Source organism: Acinetobacter sp. 1294243 (assembly GCF_000588015.1).
GTDB classification, from domain to species: Bacteria; Pseudomonadota; Gammaproteobacteria; order Pseudomonadales; family Moraxellaceae; genus Acinetobacter; species Acinetobacter pittii.
The window spans coordinates 13,680-29,968 of the sequence record NZ_JFXG01000006.1 but is presented as its reverse complement, the minus strand read 5'-3'; the positions used below and the strand labels follow the sequence as shown (position 1 = coordinate 29,968).

Sequence of the window (16,289 nt, the reverse complement as noted above, 5' to 3'; positions counted from 1 at the left end):
AAAACTTAAGACTAATTTTAATTTTCTATAAATATTATCTTTTAAAATAATAAATATGTTGAGGGGTGAGTAAAGCATCTAAGGGTTGATCCCAACTTTGACGTTTTAAAGTATGTCCAATAAATTGAAATTGATGAGCCATTCCCAAACGATAAGGCTTATGTTTTGCACTAGCCAATGTACGGTCATAATAGCCCCCTCCCATCCCAATACGCGTACCGTATTGATCACAAGCTAAAAGTGGCATTAACAGTAAATCAAGTTTTGATACATGTTTTCCTCTTGTTGCCATGGGTTCTTTCATACCCAATGGATGATGAGAAAAACGTCGATTTACATATTGGTTTTTAGATATTCTTACCCAGACTAAACGTTGGTTTATAGAACAAATCATAGGTAAATAAACTTGTTTATTTTTTTGAAAACATAACTTTATGATCAGATCTGTATGAACTTCTCCGAAGGCATGTAAATATAAACCAATTTTTTTTGATGAATGAAAAATAGCAAGACTGTTTAAATGATGGAGAACATTAAGCTGAGCTTTTTTTTGCTCCAATGGGGACAAAGAGCGTCTTTTAGATCTTAAATTTTTTCTAATAAAACTAAGTTCATTCATGCGTAAATCTAACAAAGATTTGAGATCAGTCGAGCAAAATTATACCTATTTTTCTTAAGATTTATGGAAATAGAGAACTAATTAAGAAATAACTTTAAATTTACTTGATACAAGGTATTTTCTTTAGCGATAAAAAATTCTATTTCTTTACGTATTACCAGTATTTATTTACATTTAATCAGATAAGAATATTTAAAAGGATGAATGTGAAATTGTTAAGCCTATGAAGTTAAAAATTTTAACCATTACAATAAGCGCTAGTCTGCTACTTGGTGGGTGTACAAAACAAACAGAACCTGAAGCTGCTGAAGTTGACTATAAAGCTCAATTTGAAGAATCAGATCGTAAAATAGGAGAGTTTTTAGATCAACTAGATAACCCGAATACACCGCAAGAAGTTAAAGTCAAAATCTTATGTCATGACTATCCAGAAGTTTATAAGACCCAATATATGCCTGCCTTAATAAAAATTTCGCCTAAACCTTATACCGAAGAGAAATTATTATCGGATTTGAAAAGTGCAACGGACTACTATAAGGATGCTTTTGCGATTAGATGCACTCAATAAGTTTGTTTTGATTTTAATCTCAAAAAATCAGATAAATGTGAATTGATTGGCATTATTGGGTTGTGATAAATTTTCTTCTATCTTTATAAGTGAAAGTTTAGGGGATTTAGATATGGAAATCTTAAAGTTCTTACAGAGTTTTAATACAGTTGGTACATACTTAACGATCGCTTCAACCGTTTTAGTAGGTCTAATTATTTATTTTTATGTGATTAATCCAGCATAAACACCTTTAAAAGAAATAGGGATCAATTTCCTATTTCTTTATTAATAATAAAATTCTGTAATTAATTCAAAGCTATAAAAATAAGGTAGGTATATGAAATTTAAATTATTTTTTCTTAGTTTTTTAGCTTTTAGCTGTTATGCCGATGAAAGTGTAAATGACCCCGAAATTTGTAATGTGGTAAAGAAAGTTTCTTATACTGTCATGGAAGCGCGTCAACAAAAAGTCCCATCTGAAGACTTGCAGCATATAGCGAATAGTCTTGAAGATCGAAAGGCAAAACAACTTTATCAAGATTTAATTACTTCTGCTTACTCAACCGAAGTATTCAAGACCAGCTTCTTTAAACGAAAAGCGATAGAAGATTTTCAAACAGCTTGGTATCAAGAGTGCCTGAGTAGAAAAGAAAAGTAATTTTGAAGGCAGAGAGTAATTCATCTCTAAAATAATAACGTTATGCATTATTGAATGCATGAGAAAAATATCGTACCGACAGGTCTGTATTGAAAGGCTAATTGAAATAAATTTTTGGAATTTTATTATTTAATTAAAAATAAATGCTCCGAAGATGCCGCTGCATGTGTCGTTACCCTGAACCCGATGAGTTCTCGGGTAAAAGTGATTTTATAGCACTACGAAACGATATTAGACTATTTAGAATCATATGGAAAGGTATTTTAAATATTTGTATTTTAATAAAAAGATCTGAGACAATACTAAACCTCATTTCATAATACGACAATATACTTAATTTGCCTACTATTTGCCTATTTCTTTAAGTTTGCCTATTTTTATGTGTTTTTAGCCTATTGTTTGCCTACTAAATTTTTACAAAAAAAAGGCGGTTAAACCGCCATTTGTGATGTTGATTCTACACGCTTGCGTTCAATATAAGCTAGAACATCAGCTTTTTTATAAATAATTTTTCGATAGTGCACTTTTGAAAAGGGAATACCGCCACCGACACAACGCATTTTCTGCAACCATGAAGTCGAAACATCTAGTATTACCGCAAGAGATTCTGGTGAAAATTCTTCATCATCATTAGCGGCATTAAACTTTTCAATCTCAGCTTTTTTATCAATACATTTCATTTAAATCACCTCACCAGAAAATCATAATTAATAAAGCTAAAAACCATAAAATATTTGTTCCGTAGAGTGCTTCTTTCATTCCTTAGCTCCTCAATTCGTTACGTTCTTTCTTCAGCTGGCGCAAAAGGTTATGCAAAGTAACTGTTACGATCCTTTCAATATTTTTAGTCGATTGAAATTCTGCTAATTGAGACAGAGCCAAACCGAAAATGTGATATGCAAATACATTTGCTGCTTCCGGATCGTTCTTGGCTAATTCTTCAATACTCGGGCAAATGACTTCTTTAAAAATATGAACTGCTACTTGATCCGGAGTACCTTCAATACGGCTAGGGTTTAAGTTAACTTCACCAATAACTTTACTCATTGTTATGCTCCAAACAGTAAGTGACAGCTAGTTCTAAGGTTTCAAATTCTTTTTCAACATCATTGTCGAGAAACGCCGTCCATTCTTCATTGCCGAAACATTTAGAGATAAGAACACTTCCGATCCAAACGTCATCACCATCAAATTCCACACCACTTTCAGCTTTAATCATTCATGCCACCATCTCTGCATATTCTTCTTTAGTCCACTCGACAAATTCTTTATAAAGTTGCTGTGCGGGTTTGTTTAACCGGTTGTTGTAGTCGATAGTTATGCGGCGCCAAGCAACTGGTACCGCATAATGTTTCGTTAAAAGCATTGCTTGGTTTACCCCTTGCTGGACTATTACAAAGCCCAGCAAATGCAAGTAGTTAGTAAAACCAAGTAAGTGCTTGTTATTCACTTTCTTGAATTGGTCTTTCATCTTAGAAACCATTTCCTAATAGATAATCAGGGTCAGGATCTTGAATTGCCTTAGATGTAGGATTCTCTAACTCGAAGCGGCGTTTTCTTATGTAGCCCATAAGCTTCGGTTGAATTAACTCATCTCGTGCAGCTACATCAATTTCAAGAGCATCAAGTGTTGTAAGGTCAGGTGCAGTTTGAATCTGAACCATTAGAGAAGGCGGCTCACTCTCAGCTGGCTTTTCATCTGCAAGTTCAGTTAAGCGCTTGTGTGTAGCTTGGAGCAAAGGCTCCATTTGTTTGTCAGACCAGGTGCGGGTATATCGATAAACAGCATTTACTTCTGCAGGTGTTTTAGACTCACTTACTCGCTGCAAAAGGGTATCTAAGGTTTGTTTATACTCATTGTTTTTTTCTTGCTCAGTTGTAGGCTGAGTTAAAAAATCTTCAGATGAAGAAACATAAGGTTGTTCAGTAATAACACCCGCAGTTTCTAAAGCTTCTTTTGTATTTTCTGGAATAACTTCGGCATGTACCAATGAGTCTTCAGATGTCGTTACATTGGTTTGCTCTATAATTTCGATAGATGTTTCTTCTTTGGCAGGCTGAGTTTTCTTGCCTCGTTGCTGCCTTGGTTTATTATTGCTACCGATTTTAACTTCTATATCGGTAATAATATTGCCAAAGGTTTTACCGATAGCTTGAAGTTGTAACTTTGCATTTTCTTCATCTAGTTGAGCAAAACCATTCGCAACACTTAGACAAATTTCGCCGTTATCTGAACTATAAATTGTGCGCAAGATATGTGAAGGCATAACAATATAGATAACTTGACCATCTTCTAAATCATGCGGTTCAATCGGCTTAGTAAATGTAATTTCTGCCAATACTGTCGTTTCAATCTTTATGCAGAACTCGTAATGGGGTAGACCAAATACCGTTGCTGGCATTTGATCTAAGGTGCTGAATGACTTATCAGCTTTAAGTGTTCCATCACCAGCATAACGACAAAGAACTGTTTTACCTTTCTGGAGAGCAGCAAATGCTTCAGTTGCGTTTAATAAATTAGACATAGATAGCTCTCCTTATCAGTGGTGCAATGATGATGGTTGTTGTGTTTGCTGCGGAACATTTTTAGAGCTCCATCCCATTTGATCAGCACGTGCTTGGCATGCTCTATTAATACCCGCCTCATAAGTAGTACCTTTAAACTTCTTAATCGCAGCATTTAAGATGTTAGTGTCTGGCGCATCTTTAATTGCTTTTAATGCATCTTGATAAAGTTGGTCCTGAGTACGAGGTGGCTTCTGGTTGCCACCCTGAGCAGTTGTGTGATGATTCTGATTTGTATTTTGACCTGCTGGGGTAGAGGCATTTTGCTCTAGGTAGGCATAGTCATAGTTGTATAAATATTTACTTCCATCAAAATTACCGAGGTAAACATCAGCTGCCACACCAACAGCTTTAAAAGCTACTCCTAGAGCATCAGTAACGGCCTTTTTATAACCTTCATCAATCGCTACTAATTTGCCTTTGTGAATTTCAGCAATTGCTGAACCACCGTTGCCGAAAAATTCCTCACCCCAAACACCATCAATCTTGGTTTTTACTGCTACTTCAGCAAAAGCCATAATGGTTCCATCTGGAGCAGTTTCAGACCATAAGCGAACATGTCTATAAGTCCAACCATGACCAACAGGACCAAAGGCTTGAGTCATAGCCATTAAACGCCATTGAGGGTTAATATCTGATTTACCTTTTAAATAACCAATCTCAATCTTTTTAAGAAAATTGGTAGGCGTCTGCTTAACTGCATTCCAAATATGTAAGTTGTCTTTTGAATTTTCAGTAGTCATTTTTCTTATCCTTATCTTGAGCCAGTGAAGCCGCGCTTTTTCTTATAAGCTTTGCGGTCATTTGAAGGAATGTGTGAGCCAGCTAAATCCTTAGCAAGTTGCTTTGAGCGCTGGAAGCTAATCTCATTCATTAAGGATGTGTAAACCTTAGGGCGCTTCACTTTAAACTCTTCAACATTTAAAGGAGTCTTCACTTCGCCTTTTACGGTGTACAGCACACTTACATTTGCATTAGCTTCATAAACAGCCCAGCCGATACGCACAGAGTAGAGACCAGTTAAGCGGTCATGGCCGATATAGGCTTTAACACCGTCTGGATGTGGTTTGAATTGAGCATTCATGATTAACCTCCCATCATCCATGTAGCTGCAGTTACAGCAATGACCCAAAGGACGAATGAAAGGGCTATGAATATAAGGAAGTCGATTACATTCGCCTTAATAGTGGCGAAACGAGAAGGGCGCTGTTCTTCAACAGTAGGGTGTTGATATAAGCGTGCAGTTGTTTGACTAGGGATAGTGTTTTGTTTCATACTTATCTCGCAAAGTTTGCAAAGCACATCGGGGGTCGAAATCTGATGTGCTTTTTGTTGTCTACGAGATAAATATCGCATTTCCGATATTTATAGTCAATAGTTATTCCGATATTTTTACTGGTATTCCGATAATGATCTCATTAAAAAGTAAAATTACTTTAAAAGTGGGTTTAATGAGTAAAACTATTTAATTGATATTTATGGTCTAGCACTTTTAATAGTTTGATGATGGATTATTTTCAACTTCACTATTTAAGTCATCAAGAGCATTATCCACATCTGGAACGACATCACGCCAATTTTCATTTTCAAACCGTTCAAATTGATTATTTACTTCCTCTAATTTAGCTTCTAACTCAACAATATGCTCTTCTAATTCGGCAATTTTCTGATCTTTCTCGTACACGATAGAATCATGTTCAGCTCGGCTAATAGTGTCTGAACACCCAGTTAAAACTAAAACTGGCAATAACAAAATTATTTTAAAAATTTTCATTTTAACTCTTTCTTACTCTTCGTTTTCCACGGTATGTATATCTCAAAGAGTCTATTACTTGACCAATAAAATAGCAATCTTCATCAATTGGAATAATATTAGGATGAAAATTTGGGTTAATAGCCTTTAAATACCTTGTCCCATCAGATTCAATAACCAGTTTTTTGAAAGTAGCATCTTTATCTTTTCGGACGACAATGATATCTCCAGATTGCATATCTGAATAATATACTGTTGGATCTACAACAATGTAATCACCTTCAACAAAATCAGGTTCATTACTTACGCCACGAACTTTTAAATAAAAACATTTTTCGCAATCATCTGGGAGAGGGAACCATTCCGTAACTTGAGACATATCTACTGATTCAACATTAGTAAAATTACCTGCTTGTACCCAAGATAAAACGGGCGCCATTCTAGCTTGAACTGGCAAAACGTTGGTGGTAATAAGTTCTCCAACTACACCTTTTTTTAATTCTTCAGCTGTAACCCCTAGAGCATTTGCTAATTCAAGTATTGAACCTGTTGATTTAGCATTGCCTGTTTCAAGATCAGAAATTACAGATTGTTTTACACCTGATTTCTGAGCTAACTCTTTTTGAGTCATCTTTTTTGCTTTTCGTATTGCTTTTAAGTTTTCACCCAAAGTAGCCATATGTATTTCCTTAAATGCTTATATCGGAATTCTGATACAAATTAGGATCGCTTTGGCTATTGTTTAAATATCGGAAAACCTATATATTTGTTTAAAAATATAGGAGCTTCGCATGAATCAATGGCCAAACATGATTTCAGATTTGCGTGAAAAGGGCTTAACACAAACTCAAATTGGTACCGAAATCGGGTGCTCACAGAATTACGTTAGTGATTTAGAGCGCGGGGTATGTGGTAAACGCTTATCGCATGAAATTGCAACCAAATTAAAAAAGCTTTGGAAAAAGCATTCCAAAACCAAACAAGTGGCTTAGGTAACAAGATGAGCAAATTATCAATTGAACTCTCTGCAAGTGCCAGAAATGATGCTTCTCGCATATTGCATGGTCTTGATTCAGGTAATCAAAAAGAGATTGCTGAACAATTAAAGGTTGATCCAAGCACCATAACTCGGCTTAAAACAGACAAGAAAAACAATGGCTTGAATGAAATTGAAATGTTTTGCGAGCTATTGAGCTTACTTGGTTTAAAGGTTGTACCAAAAGATTATCAAAGCATAGATAAAGAGCGTGTTGCTGCGCTTTTAGTTATGTCTAAAAGCTGGATGAATCGAATTGAAACTGTTGATGATCTATTTCATGACGAAATCAGTGGTCAAAAGGAAAAGCTTGGATATTAAAAAAGCCTGATCTCGGAAATCAGGCTTAGTTAATTCAATTACTGGCTAGAGGAATCGAATATGCAAACTAATTTATCAAATCAATCGTCTAAAGACAATCTGCAAGAACAGAAGCGGCAGCAAATCATTCAGTCTTGGTATGAGCCAGCTCTAAAAACCTTAGACGATTTACTTGAAAAGCGTAGAGAGAATTTGAGAAACCAAAACCGCGAAGAAAAAAATGCAGTGGTAAAACGTGATGAGTTTATGCAAGCACTTTCAGATCAGCACAGAATGCCACTTTTCCATGCAGGACAAATCATCTCAAGTTTATATCGGGCTAAACGGATCCGTTACCTTGGTAGCACTTTCATTCAATTGAATGAAGAGGAGTCTAAATGAATGAGTTGGCTCTTTTCGCAGGCGCTGGTGGTGGAGTACTCGCATCTTATCTCTTGGGATGGCGAACAGTGTGCGCAGTTGAACGTGATGCCTACGCCGCACAAGTTCTGGCGCAACGACAGAATGATGGAATTCTCGAAGCTTTCCCAATTTGGTCTGACATTACAACTTTTGACGGAAAACCATGGAGAGGAATTGTTGACGTTATATCTGGCGGCTTTCCGTGCCAAGACATCTCATCTGCAGGAAAAGGAGCAGGTATCGAAGGTGAACGTTCCGGGCTTTGGGCAGAAATGGCACGAATTATCGGTGAAGTACGACCTAGCTACGTGTTCGTGGAAAACTCACCAATGCTTGTTTCCAGAGGACTTACAAGAGTCATCAGTGACCTTGCCCAAATGGGGTATGACGCGCAATGGGCACGTTTTTCAGCATCTAACTTTGGAGCGCCCCATATCCGTGACCGAATCTGGATTGTGGGCTACTCCCGCAGCGAGCGACTCAACACGGGGTGGGAAAATAACGGCAAATATGACAGGCATTTCACTAGCTCAGCAAATAAAAACTCCCGAACGTTGGCCAACCCCCAAAGCATCGGATGCAAAACGAATGGATTGTCTATCGGAACGCAACAGGAAAAGTCCTTGTCTGGAATCAACGGTAAAGATGTGGCCAACCCCAAAAGCATCCGACTGGAACAAGCGTGGCAATGTAAGTCCTCATCCGAGAAATGGTTTACCGGGTGCGATCATGAATTTTCCGACACCAACTGCGAGCGATGCAAACAAGTGGAGCAACGAGTCTTTAGTCGAACGCAAAGCGAAGGGACGCCAGATCCGTCTCAATACAGCAGTTTCGCCAGAGGGTGGGAATGGTGGGCGATTGAACCCGAACTGGGTCGAGTGGCTGATGGGGTGGCCAATCGGGTGGACCGACTTAAAGCCATTGGAAATGGACAAGTTTCAATTGTGGCGAAAAGCGCATTTGAATTTTTAGGGGAAGATCTATGAGCTTAGATGCAACAGTTTGGGCTTGGAAAACCCGTCAAAAACAAAAGGCGGGTGGTGCATTAAAACCTCTAAAAAAATTGGTACTTCTTTCGCTGGCTGATCGTGCCGGCGAAACACATGAATGCTATCCAAGTATTGCGCGTCTTGTCGAGGATACAGAAATGGACCGTAAGACAGTTTTAAAAATTATTGATGAGTTAATTGAGGACGGATTTATTGTCGATACTGGCAAGCGTGAAGGTAGAACAAAGCAAGTAAAAGTATATCTTTTAATCGGAGTTAAGGGCCGTGAAACAGTACCAACAACGGTACTCTTTGATACTGAAAATGATGATTCAAACAGTACCAACAATGGAACAGTTCCAACAACGGAACAGTTCCAACAATTCCATGAAAGAGTCCCAACAATTCCGTCAAACAGTCCCAACGTTGGGACACGGAATCTACCAAAGAATCTATCAGATGAATCTAAAAATAAAAAAACATGGTTGAGTTTGAAAAAACTTGGTGAAGAAATTCTTTTGGCAACTGATCAGGAAACTTACGAGCAGATCAAAAACGCGACTTGGTTTGATCGAGAGTTACGTGCTTTTGAACTTTACAACGCCGAAAAGAATCTTTGTGATGAACTCATGAATTACCACTTTGCAGATTGGTTAATCAACGCATGTGGAAAATACCAAGCACGTGAACAATCTAAAAAAACAAAAGCTGGAACACAGGTTCGAGTCTCGCAGGGAGATTCAAACACTCTTAGTTCAAAACAGATTTATTCATTCGCTCAAAAACTTTCTGTACACCCAGAGTTTGCAAGCAAATACGCTGAAGGTAACGAGAGCTATGAACAACTTGCAGCACGTATCGCAGTAAAACTCGCAGATCCTGAGCAACAGCAAAAATTTATGCCATACCTAATCCAAGTTGGTTTCACTGCAAAGGGGGCCGCATGACATCAATGAGCCTTGCTGAATACCGTGAATTATTTCCAGTGAAGAAAACTAAAAAGCGCTGTTCAGCAAAGCAAGGTACCAGACAGCCAAGTGAAGGCGAGACGGTACTGGCAACACACCTGAGAGCATGCAAGATCAGTTTTGAGCAGGAATACAAATTCCATCCGAAACGCAAATGGAGAGCAGATTTTCTGATTACGAATACAAAGATTCTGGTTGAGGTCGAAGGTGGTATTTGGATGGCAGGTGGTGGCCGTCACACAAGAGGAAAAGGTTATTTAGGAGATGTGGAGAAATACAACGAAGCGGCAATTATGGGGTTTACAGTTTTACGTTTTAGTACAGAGCAAGTGAAGTCAGGTTTAGCAGTTCAGCAGATAGAGAAAATGGTGAGTGAAAGATGAGTGCAGCTTTAAAAACACAACAAATGGATTGGTCTAAATACACTATTGATGGATGGTTGGAGCAGTTTGGCGCGTGGTGCGAAACAGTTCGGATGAAGGGTGGGGATTTACCTGATGGTCTGCATATTAATCAAATTTACTGGTTAATGCGTGAAGCAGACAGAGAGCTTCCAAAAGGTAAATCTTACATTCGATGTGAGATAAACGATTATGAGGCAGATCAGATTCAAGCACTTTTACGAAATATTTTAAAATCAGATAAAACAGATTTTACGACGAAGTTTGCATTAATATGTTTAATCAAAAATAAAGTAGAAAATAAAGGATTAGGTAAAGTAGCTCAAGAAACAAACCAATCAAAAGCTCAGGCTGCAATTATGGTGAGCTGTGCTAGATTTTATTTAGCCGGACATGATAAAAGACTTATTTTATAAAGAACTTAGATATGAAACAAACATTACTGGTAGAAACAAATGAAGCAGGAAAGCTTCATATTTGGGAATTAATTAAGGAGGGGAAGTTAAAGTCTGTCAAAATGGATCCACCAATAAAAACACTCCAAGGATATGCAATATATTTTAAAAGATTGAATTTTACAGATCAAAGTGTTGATGAAATATCTTTCTTAAAAGCTTCATTAAGTATAATGAAGAGTAAACATAAGTTTGAATATTTAAATGGCATTTGACTGTCTAGACGGATTGTGGCATATTCGTGCTATAGTGTTCGAAGTGTAAGTAAAGCACTAGTATATAAGCCCACTATTTTTTGTGGGCTTTTTAATTTGTTTTAGAAAATTAATGTTATAATCAAAAAATAGATTACTTAGGTCTGTTGTTGTAGGGGGTTGCATAAGTGGTTCAGTTCCACTGGTAGTACTAGGATTAGTTGCCTTTTTCTTAACTTTTTTGTTGTCTTGTTTAACTAACCATTCAACTGTTTCATTAAGTTCGCTGGAGGTGTCTATGGTAAAAAAACATTCATTTATTGCTTTTACAATGTTTGCAAGTGGTTTGGCAATTAATCTGTTTAGTACTGCGCTAGTAGCAGTGCAGACCTAAGTGATTTAAATAAAAGCTCGCCAATCGGTGGGCTTTTTTCTTATAGATTTTTTAATGGTTCCAAGATCAAGATAGAGTTATAATTATTTAAAATATTCAATATTTTGAAGTTTTAATAACTATATTTTAGTGGTAAATTGCAAGAATATTGGAATTTGTAAAATATAATGAAATCATCAAAGATTGTTGAATATTTATGTACATTTGACTCAAATTTAGGTATTTGTAGCTCAGTTACAAACTTTAAGTCACTATTAAGTGCATCTGAGTATATTTCTTTTGCAAGGCACAATATTTTATGGAAAGAAAAAGTATTCGGTTTTGATGTATCCAAAGGTGCAATTTCAGGAGACGCAAATAGTAATTTTTATCATTTAATATTTACAAATTCCAATGATGAAGATCGAGATAGTTTTGATGAATTACTGAAAGCAGTAAGAACAATTTTAGCTAAAGTATCAAATGAAAAAGAACCATTAGTTTTAAGAGATGATATTAGAAGTGATTATGCAATAAAGGCATACCCCATAATCCATGAATTAGAAAATTCAATGCGTAAATTAATTACTAAATTTATGATAACTAAAGTTGGGAAAAACTCAATTACATATAATTCTCCCTTAGAGGTTCTAGACTCTATAAGGAGTGAAAAAAAAGTAGAAAGTCAAAATATACTATATAAGACTGATTTTATACAATTATCTAACTTTCTGTTTAGAGAGGTTTCTACTGATAAATCCAATAGTATCTTTAGTTTTATACGTCAATCCGAAGAGATTTCATTAGATGATTTAAAAAATTTAAAAAATAAACTTCCAATGTCAAATTGGGATAGGTATTTTCAACCAATAATTAATTGTTCTTCTGAGGAACTTAAGACTAGTTGGGAAGAATTATATAAAATAAGATGTACTGTCGCCCATAATAACTTCTTAACAAAAGAGCAATATGATAATTTGTTGACAAAATCTAAAAAAGTTCAAGATATTATTATGGCTGCTTTGGAGAAATTAAGTGATATTGAAGTCAAAGAAGATGAAAAAAATGATATTCTGGATAGTGTAAATATAAATATAAATGAAAAATATGGAGAATTTCTACTATTGTGGAAAGGAATTGAAAGTTCGATTCTTAAAATTATGAGAATGATTGAACCTAATAATAATAATATAGATCATAGAATTTCTCTAAGTTCTTCTAGATTATTAAGACCTTTAATACTCAATGGTATTATTGATCGTAAGTTGTATTATTCGTTGCAACAACTTAGAGATTATAGAAATCAGTTAATTCATATTGAGGAATTTGAACATAGTGAACTCGAAAATTACATTTATAAGGCTCATGAAATTGATGGAATTTTAAAGTCTATAATTAACAATAAAATTAAATTGGCTTCAGAACATCAAGATTTTGATAGTGTAAACAATGAGGCAGATTGAAATTTACTCATGCTTTCATGTTAAATATTGATTATTGGCGGGCTTTTTACTTTATATGTTAAGCTAATCTTCATAATTTTATGGATTAGCTCAATGTATATTTGTGTGGGTGGTGAATTAGATGGACAAAAGATAGAAAAAGAGGGGCGATTATTTAAAGCCTCGGAAATTGATCCATCCTTTTAAACCGAGTACTACAAGCAGATTTTTAACCGTGACAATGTCAATTATCAATTCTGGTTGCCCATTGGATCTGACTTGCATGATATGTCTGAGAAAGTGCTAAATATCCTTAGAGCATCAAAAAACTAGTTTTATCATTTGCCGGACGTATTACGGCAGAAAAGAGCCCCGCTAAATATCGATTATTGGCGGGGCTTTTTAATTTTTTTAAAATAATGTTTAATTGGAAAGTGAAATGTATAAAAATATTATGAAATATAATAAATATACAATTAAATTAAATGCTTAAGTTTAATCATAATAATGGAATTTAAACAGTTTTTACGTAGACAATGCTTTTAGTAACCCAAATAAACATGATCAACGGGAGATAATTCTAAAAAACGGAGTACGGATGCTATGAATGAGAATGCAGAGCTTATAAAGTACATTGATGTGGCTGAGAGCGTATATGATCGTGTATACGAAAATAACAGTATCTCAAATAATTTGATTGTTAACCTAAACCGAATAATGGCTGAAATAAAGAATCAAGCTGCGGAAAAAAGGCTCAAATTGAAGTATAGCTCAATAGACTTCGAATATTGTTTGAGCTTACCCTTGGCTGATCGGGAAATTAAAGTGGATTTAAGTTTGATTCCTCATTTTGAAGATCGCGAAGAGAGTGTTTTGTGGTTAACCAACTTTGTTGGAAAAATTTGTGAACCAAAAAAGATGCGCAGGCAGAAATTAAATTTTCGTTAATTACCTATAAATTATAGATGAACCACCTTAAGAAGGTGGTTTTTTATTGCTAGTTGAATTTGAGTGGGCATTTGGTTCTAATAGACATTACCTATTAATGGGTTGGCTTGCTTTATCATTAACTTAAAGTTAATGGATTGATAAATATAAAAATAACTTTACTTGTTTAACTCCAATTGTTATACACATTAATTATTTAAGGAATTGGGGATTTTAATGACAATTATCACATTGCGAGATGTTGAAACGAATGAGAAAGTGATTGTGAGATCTGTTATTGATCCAATTGCTCAATTTGATGAAAAGGGTGAAGTGCAAATTATCCCAACTAAAAAATGGATATTTGATGAGACAGATGATTTCGTCCCAGAAGATTATTATGGAACTTTTGAGACCGGTAAAATTGGAATGTATGTAACTTTGCAGTATGAGATTATTAAAATCGAAATTAATTAGTATCAATGAAGAATATGAATTCAAAAACTATCTTCACTCGAAATGTATAGGTATTTAAATATTAATGTTTTAAAAGTTTGAATTATTTCATTTTTAATTCAAATCATATTGATAGCGTTTAAATATTATGCAAAGATTCAGTTGGGAATATTTCCGAATAGATATTTCCTATTTCAGGTATTAGCGTAATTTTTCGCTAAGCCCATTTCTGATTGAGAAGCAGAAATGGGCTTTTTTATTTTTAAATATTTCTGTACTATCATGGTGTTGCTTTAAGTAACACTTAACCTTGATGATCAGCGCAAATATCAAATAGGGGGAGCTTGCCTACTAGGCAAGCTTTTTAAATTGATCGATTAGCCTCAATAATTCATTTTAAAATTAAAAAGCAAAATCAAATTTATAGTAGTGCAAGTTGTTGAATATAAATGATTTATATCTTATCTTAAAATTTCCTTAAAAAACTAAAATTACTTGTTGTAACATTGTTGTAATAGGAATACCTTAAGAAAAATTACTTTATAAAAATTAGGATCTCCCGAAATGCCACAGTATCTTATTTTTGCGGAAAATATTTATAAGAAATTGAAAGATGAAGACCTATTTTCACAAGATTGTATTGAAAATATGAACACACTTATGAAATTTATACGCAGTGAAATTGAGGGGACTGAATTTAAATTAAAATATAATTTTATTGATTTTATGGAACAATTAAGTACACCCCTAGAAGAATGCAAAGTAAAAATAGATGTGAGTCTGATCCCCCAATATAATTTAAAAGATGAATATATTTTATGGTTAGCTGGATTTATCGAAAAAATTACAGAGGGGGGACCTAAACCACCTCCGCCAATCAAAAAATTTATTCCAGAGTTTATGAGCCTAAAATCTGAATTGGATTTTTTACCTTTAAATGAGGAAAAAGTTCAAAAACGAAGGTAAAGAAATTACGGATTACTTTAATTCAAAGCCCTAGAAGTCGACTTTAAAGAAGTAATATTTTTTGTCTCTGAGTTTAGCCACCGCCTAAGGGCGGTTTTTTTATGGGTGAGATATGGACGGTAAAGAATACTTTTGGCTTACCCGGAAAAAAGAACCCAAAACCAAACCAAAATCCAGACCACTACCTAAGGCTACCCAAAAGTACTTAGAGGCAGAAGAAGAACTTACTGAAGTTTTAGATAATCTGGAAATTAAATACGAAAAGAAATTTCAGTTTAAATCTACCAAGCATTGGCGTTTTGATTTTCATTTAATAGAGCATCGTATTTTAGTTGAAATTGCTGGTGGCCCTTGGTCTGGTGGTCGTAAGGGTAAGCTTAAAAATAAAGCTTGGAGTCTTGATCGTTACGATGTAGCCGAAGAGATGGGCTACACAGTAGTTCGCATTGAGACAGCGGTAAGGCACCGGATTGATGAGTCTGGCCCTTTACAGTTACGGACTGAATACGCAAGTCAGTGGCTTAAAAATTTAAAGAGGCATATTTTCAATGGATCAGATCAGACCATTTCCTCCAACTGATTTTATAGACCAAGCAGATGAAGAGGAAGCGATACGCATAGTACCTGCGCCTGATTTAAAAAACTGGGTAGTTGCTAATTTTCTAACGCTTGGTGGACCTTTACATAATCCAGATCACGACCATATCGCTGAGATGCTTCATGACAATGAGGGGTTTTTGGCTTTTGCATGGGCTTCTACTGCTTATACGAGAGCTAAGCGTATGGTGCTCGGCCAATGTGAAAAGGTTATGTTTCAACAAGGCGGCTGGAAGAAAGCCCGCCAAGAGCAACAAATGCGTGATTGGTTTGGGTTTGTTCCAATTTACTTAATCACAATCGATGCAAGCTTTTGTGAAAAGGCTAACGATAGCGAGTTTTGTGCTTTGCTTGAACATGAGCTATATCACATTGGTGTAGAGCGAGACTCGGACGGTGAGATTATTTACAGCGATCATACTGGCTTACCAAAGCACTATTTAGCTGGTCACGATGTTGAAGAGTTTATAGGCGTCGTTAAGCGCTGGGGCGCAAACGACAGCGTTAAGCGGCTCATAGAAGTCGCTAAAAACCCGCCGTTTGTTTCTGATTTAGATATATCAAAATGCTGCGGGAACTGTGTAATCAATTGAGCTTAATGGCTCTTTTTTTTG

The 16,289-nt window shown here is 35.5% G+C and carries 27 protein-coding genes and 2 pseudogenes; 18 read left to right on the top strand and 11 right to left on the bottom strand.

Annotation, left to right across the window (positions count from 1 at the left end; all coding sequences use genetic code 11):
• Window positions 1-34: 34 nt before the first annotated feature.
• Window positions 35-619 carry a 5-formyltetrahydrofolate cyclo-ligase gene (locus J655_RS13095; protein WP_005802899.1) on the bottom strand — a complete coding sequence of 195 codons (585 nt, stop codon included), beginning with the start codon at window positions 617-619 and terminating at the stop codon, window positions 35-37.
• Window positions 620-842: 223 nt separating this feature from the next.
• Between J655_RS13095 and J655_RS13090 the strand changes: the two genes are divergently transcribed.
• The 3 genes from J655_RS13090 (at window position 843) to J655_RS13085 (ending at window position 1,827) form a co-directional block, all read left to right on the top strand.
• The gene (locus tag J655_RS13090) at window positions 843-1,187 is read left to right on the top strand and encodes a hypothetical protein (protein WP_005802897.1); all 345 of its coding nucleotides are present in this window, start codon (window positions 843-845) and stop codon (window positions 1,185-1,187) included.
• A gap of 112 nt (window positions 1,188-1,299) precedes the next feature.
• Window positions 1,300-1,413 carry a hypothetical protein gene (locus J655_RS24560; RefSeq protein WP_002117788.1) on the top strand — a complete coding sequence of 38 codons (114 nt, stop codon included), beginning with the start codon at window positions 1,300-1,302 and terminating at the stop codon, window positions 1,411-1,413.
• A gap of 93 nt (window positions 1,414-1,506) precedes the next feature.
• Window positions 1,507-1,827 (top strand): hypothetical protein, encoded by a 321-nt coding sequence (locus tag J655_RS13085; protein WP_032005896.1) that lies wholly within the window; start codon window positions 1,507-1,509, stop codon window positions 1,825-1,827.
• A gap of 431 nt (window positions 1,828-2,258) precedes the next feature.
• On the opposite strand, the gene J655_RS13080 is transcribed toward J655_RS13085, so the two are convergent.
• The 10 genes from J655_RS13080 to J655_RS13040 form a co-directional block, all read right to left on the bottom strand.
• On the bottom strand, window positions 2,259-2,507 hold the full coding sequence (locus tag J655_RS13080; protein WP_032052474.1) for a helix-turn-helix domain-containing protein: 249 nt from the start codon (window positions 2,505-2,507) through the stop codon (window positions 2,259-2,261).
• 82 nt (window positions 2,508-2,589) lie between these two features.
• Window positions 2,590-2,874, bottom strand: a complete 285-nt coding sequence (locus tag J655_RS13075) for a hypothetical protein (RefSeq protein WP_032052473.1) — start codon at window positions 2,872-2,874, stop codon at window positions 2,590-2,592.
• A complete protein-coding gene (locus J655_RS13070; protein ID WP_019767483.1) occupies window positions 2,867-3,046 on the bottom strand; it encodes a hypothetical protein in 180 nt (59 codons plus the stop codon). Before J655_RS13070 ends, J655_RS13075 begins: the two co-directional genes overlap by 8 nt.
• Entirely contained in the window at window positions 3,047-3,298 is a 252-nt protein-coding gene (locus tag J655_RS13065; RefSeq protein ID WP_019767484.1) for a hypothetical protein, read from the bottom strand.
• A 1-nt stretch (window position 3,299) separates the two neighbouring features.
• Window positions 3,300-4,352 (bottom strand): hypothetical protein, encoded by a 1,053-nt coding sequence (locus J655_RS13060; protein ID WP_032052472.1) that lies wholly within the window; start codon window positions 4,350-4,352, stop codon window positions 3,300-3,302.
• Between the two features lie 15 nt (window positions 4,353-4,367).
• Window positions 4,368-5,135, bottom strand: a complete 768-nt coding sequence (locus tag J655_RS13055) for a hypothetical protein (RefSeq protein ID WP_032052471.1) — start codon at window positions 5,133-5,135, stop codon at window positions 4,368-4,370.
• 11 nt (window positions 5,136-5,146) lie between these two features.
• Window positions 5,147-5,476: a hypothetical protein gene (locus J655_RS13050; RefSeq protein WP_032052470.1), complete on the bottom strand. Its 330-nt coding sequence runs from the start codon at window positions 5,474-5,476 to the stop codon at window positions 5,147-5,149.
• Between the two features lie 2 nt (window positions 5,477-5,478).
• Complete coding sequence (locus J655_RS25545) at window positions 5,479-5,667, bottom strand: hypothetical protein (RefSeq protein WP_032052469.1); 189 nt, start codon at window positions 5,665-5,667, stop codon at window positions 5,479-5,481.
• A 217-nt stretch (window positions 5,668-5,884) separates the two neighbouring features.
• Entirely contained in the window at window positions 5,885-6,166 is a 282-nt protein-coding gene (locus J655_RS13045; RefSeq protein ID WP_032052468.1) for a hypothetical protein, read from the bottom strand.
• Window position 6,167: 1 nt separating this feature from the next.
• Entirely contained in the window at window positions 6,168-6,824 is a 657-nt protein-coding gene (locus tag J655_RS13040) for a LexA family protein (RefSeq protein WP_032052466.1), read from the bottom strand.
• A gap of 112 nt (window positions 6,825-6,936) precedes the next feature.
• Here J655_RS13040 and J655_RS13035 point away from each other — a divergent pair, with 112 nt between their 5' ends.
• The 15 genes and pseudogenes from J655_RS13035 to J655_RS12970 all read left to right on the top strand — a co-directional run bounded on the left by J655_RS13035 (window position 6,937) and on the right by J655_RS12970 (window position 16,268).
• Window positions 6,937-7,137 (top strand): helix-turn-helix domain-containing protein, encoded by a 201-nt coding sequence (locus J655_RS13035; protein ID WP_032052465.1) that lies wholly within the window; start codon window positions 6,937-6,939, stop codon window positions 7,135-7,137.
• Window positions 7,138-7,145: 8 nt separating this feature from the next.
• Window positions 7,146-7,502 carry a hypothetical protein gene (locus tag J655_RS13030; protein ID WP_032052464.1) on the top strand — a complete coding sequence of 119 codons (357 nt, stop codon included), beginning with the start codon at window positions 7,146-7,148 and terminating at the stop codon, window positions 7,500-7,502.
• Between the two features lie 60 nt (window positions 7,503-7,562).
• Window positions 7,563-7,883 carry a hypothetical protein gene (locus J655_RS13025; protein WP_032052463.1) on the top strand — a complete coding sequence of 107 codons (321 nt, stop codon included), beginning with the start codon at window positions 7,563-7,565 and terminating at the stop codon, window positions 7,881-7,883.
• Window positions 7,880-8,893 carry a DNA cytosine methyltransferase gene (locus J655_RS13020; protein WP_032052462.1) on the top strand — a complete coding sequence of 338 codons (1,014 nt, stop codon included), beginning with the start codon at window positions 7,880-7,882 and terminating at the stop codon, window positions 8,891-8,893. Before J655_RS13025 ends, J655_RS13020 begins: the two co-directional genes overlap by 4 nt.
• Window positions 8,890-9,843, top strand: coding sequence for a helix-turn-helix domain-containing protein (locus tag J655_RS13015; RefSeq protein ID WP_032052461.1), 954 nt, complete (start codon window positions 8,890-8,892; stop codon window positions 9,841-9,843). The genes J655_RS13020 and J655_RS13015 overlap by 4 nt, the downstream gene beginning before the upstream one ends.
• Window positions 9,840-10,247 carry a DUF559 domain-containing protein gene (locus tag J655_RS13010; protein ID WP_032052460.1) on the top strand — a complete coding sequence of 136 codons (408 nt, stop codon included), beginning with the start codon at window positions 9,840-9,842 and terminating at the stop codon, window positions 10,245-10,247. The genes J655_RS13015 and J655_RS13010 overlap by 4 nt, the downstream gene beginning before the upstream one ends.
• On the top strand, window positions 10,244-10,681 hold the full coding sequence (locus J655_RS13005) for a hypothetical protein (protein ID WP_032052459.1): 438 nt from the start codon (window positions 10,244-10,246) through the stop codon (window positions 10,679-10,681). The genes J655_RS13010 and J655_RS13005 overlap by 4 nt, the downstream gene beginning before the upstream one ends.
• Window positions 10,682-10,692: 11 nt before the next feature.
• Complete coding sequence (locus J655_RS13000; protein WP_032052458.1) at window positions 10,693-10,935, top strand: hypothetical protein; 243 nt, start codon at window positions 10,693-10,695, stop codon at window positions 10,933-10,935.
• 540 nt (window positions 10,936-11,475) lie between these two features.
• Window positions 11,476-12,750, top strand: a complete 1,275-nt coding sequence (locus J655_RS12995) for a HEPN domain-containing protein (RefSeq protein ID WP_032052457.1) — start codon at window positions 11,476-11,478, stop codon at window positions 12,748-12,750.
• 93 nt (window positions 12,751-12,843) lie between these two features.
• Window positions 12,844-13,062 (top strand): annotated as a pseudogene (locus J655_RS24550) (hypothetical protein).
• A 270-nt stretch (window positions 13,063-13,332) separates the two neighbouring features.
• Window positions 13,333-13,677: a hypothetical protein gene (locus J655_RS12990; RefSeq protein WP_032052456.1), complete on the top strand. Its 345-nt coding sequence runs from the start codon at window positions 13,333-13,335 to the stop codon at window positions 13,675-13,677.
• Window positions 13,678-13,893: 216 nt separating this feature from the next.
• Window positions 13,894-14,133, top strand: coding sequence for a hypothetical protein (locus J655_RS12985; protein WP_032052455.1), 240 nt, complete (start codon window positions 13,894-13,896; stop codon window positions 14,131-14,133).
• A 543-nt stretch (window positions 14,134-14,676) separates the two neighbouring features.
• Window positions 14,677-15,112 (top strand): annotated as a pseudogene (locus J655_RS12980) (hypothetical protein).
• 78 nt (window positions 15,113-15,190) lie between these two features.
• Window positions 15,191-15,658: a hypothetical protein gene (locus tag J655_RS12975; protein ID WP_032052454.1), complete on the top strand. Its 468-nt coding sequence runs from the start codon at window positions 15,191-15,193 to the stop codon at window positions 15,656-15,658.
• On the top strand, window positions 15,627-16,268 hold the full coding sequence (locus J655_RS12970; RefSeq protein WP_032052453.1) for a putative metallopeptidase: 642 nt from the start codon (window positions 15,627-15,629) through the stop codon (window positions 16,266-16,268). The genes J655_RS12975 and J655_RS12970 overlap by 32 nt, the downstream gene beginning before the upstream one ends.
• The last annotated feature ends 21 nt before the right edge of the window (window positions 16,269-16,289 follow it).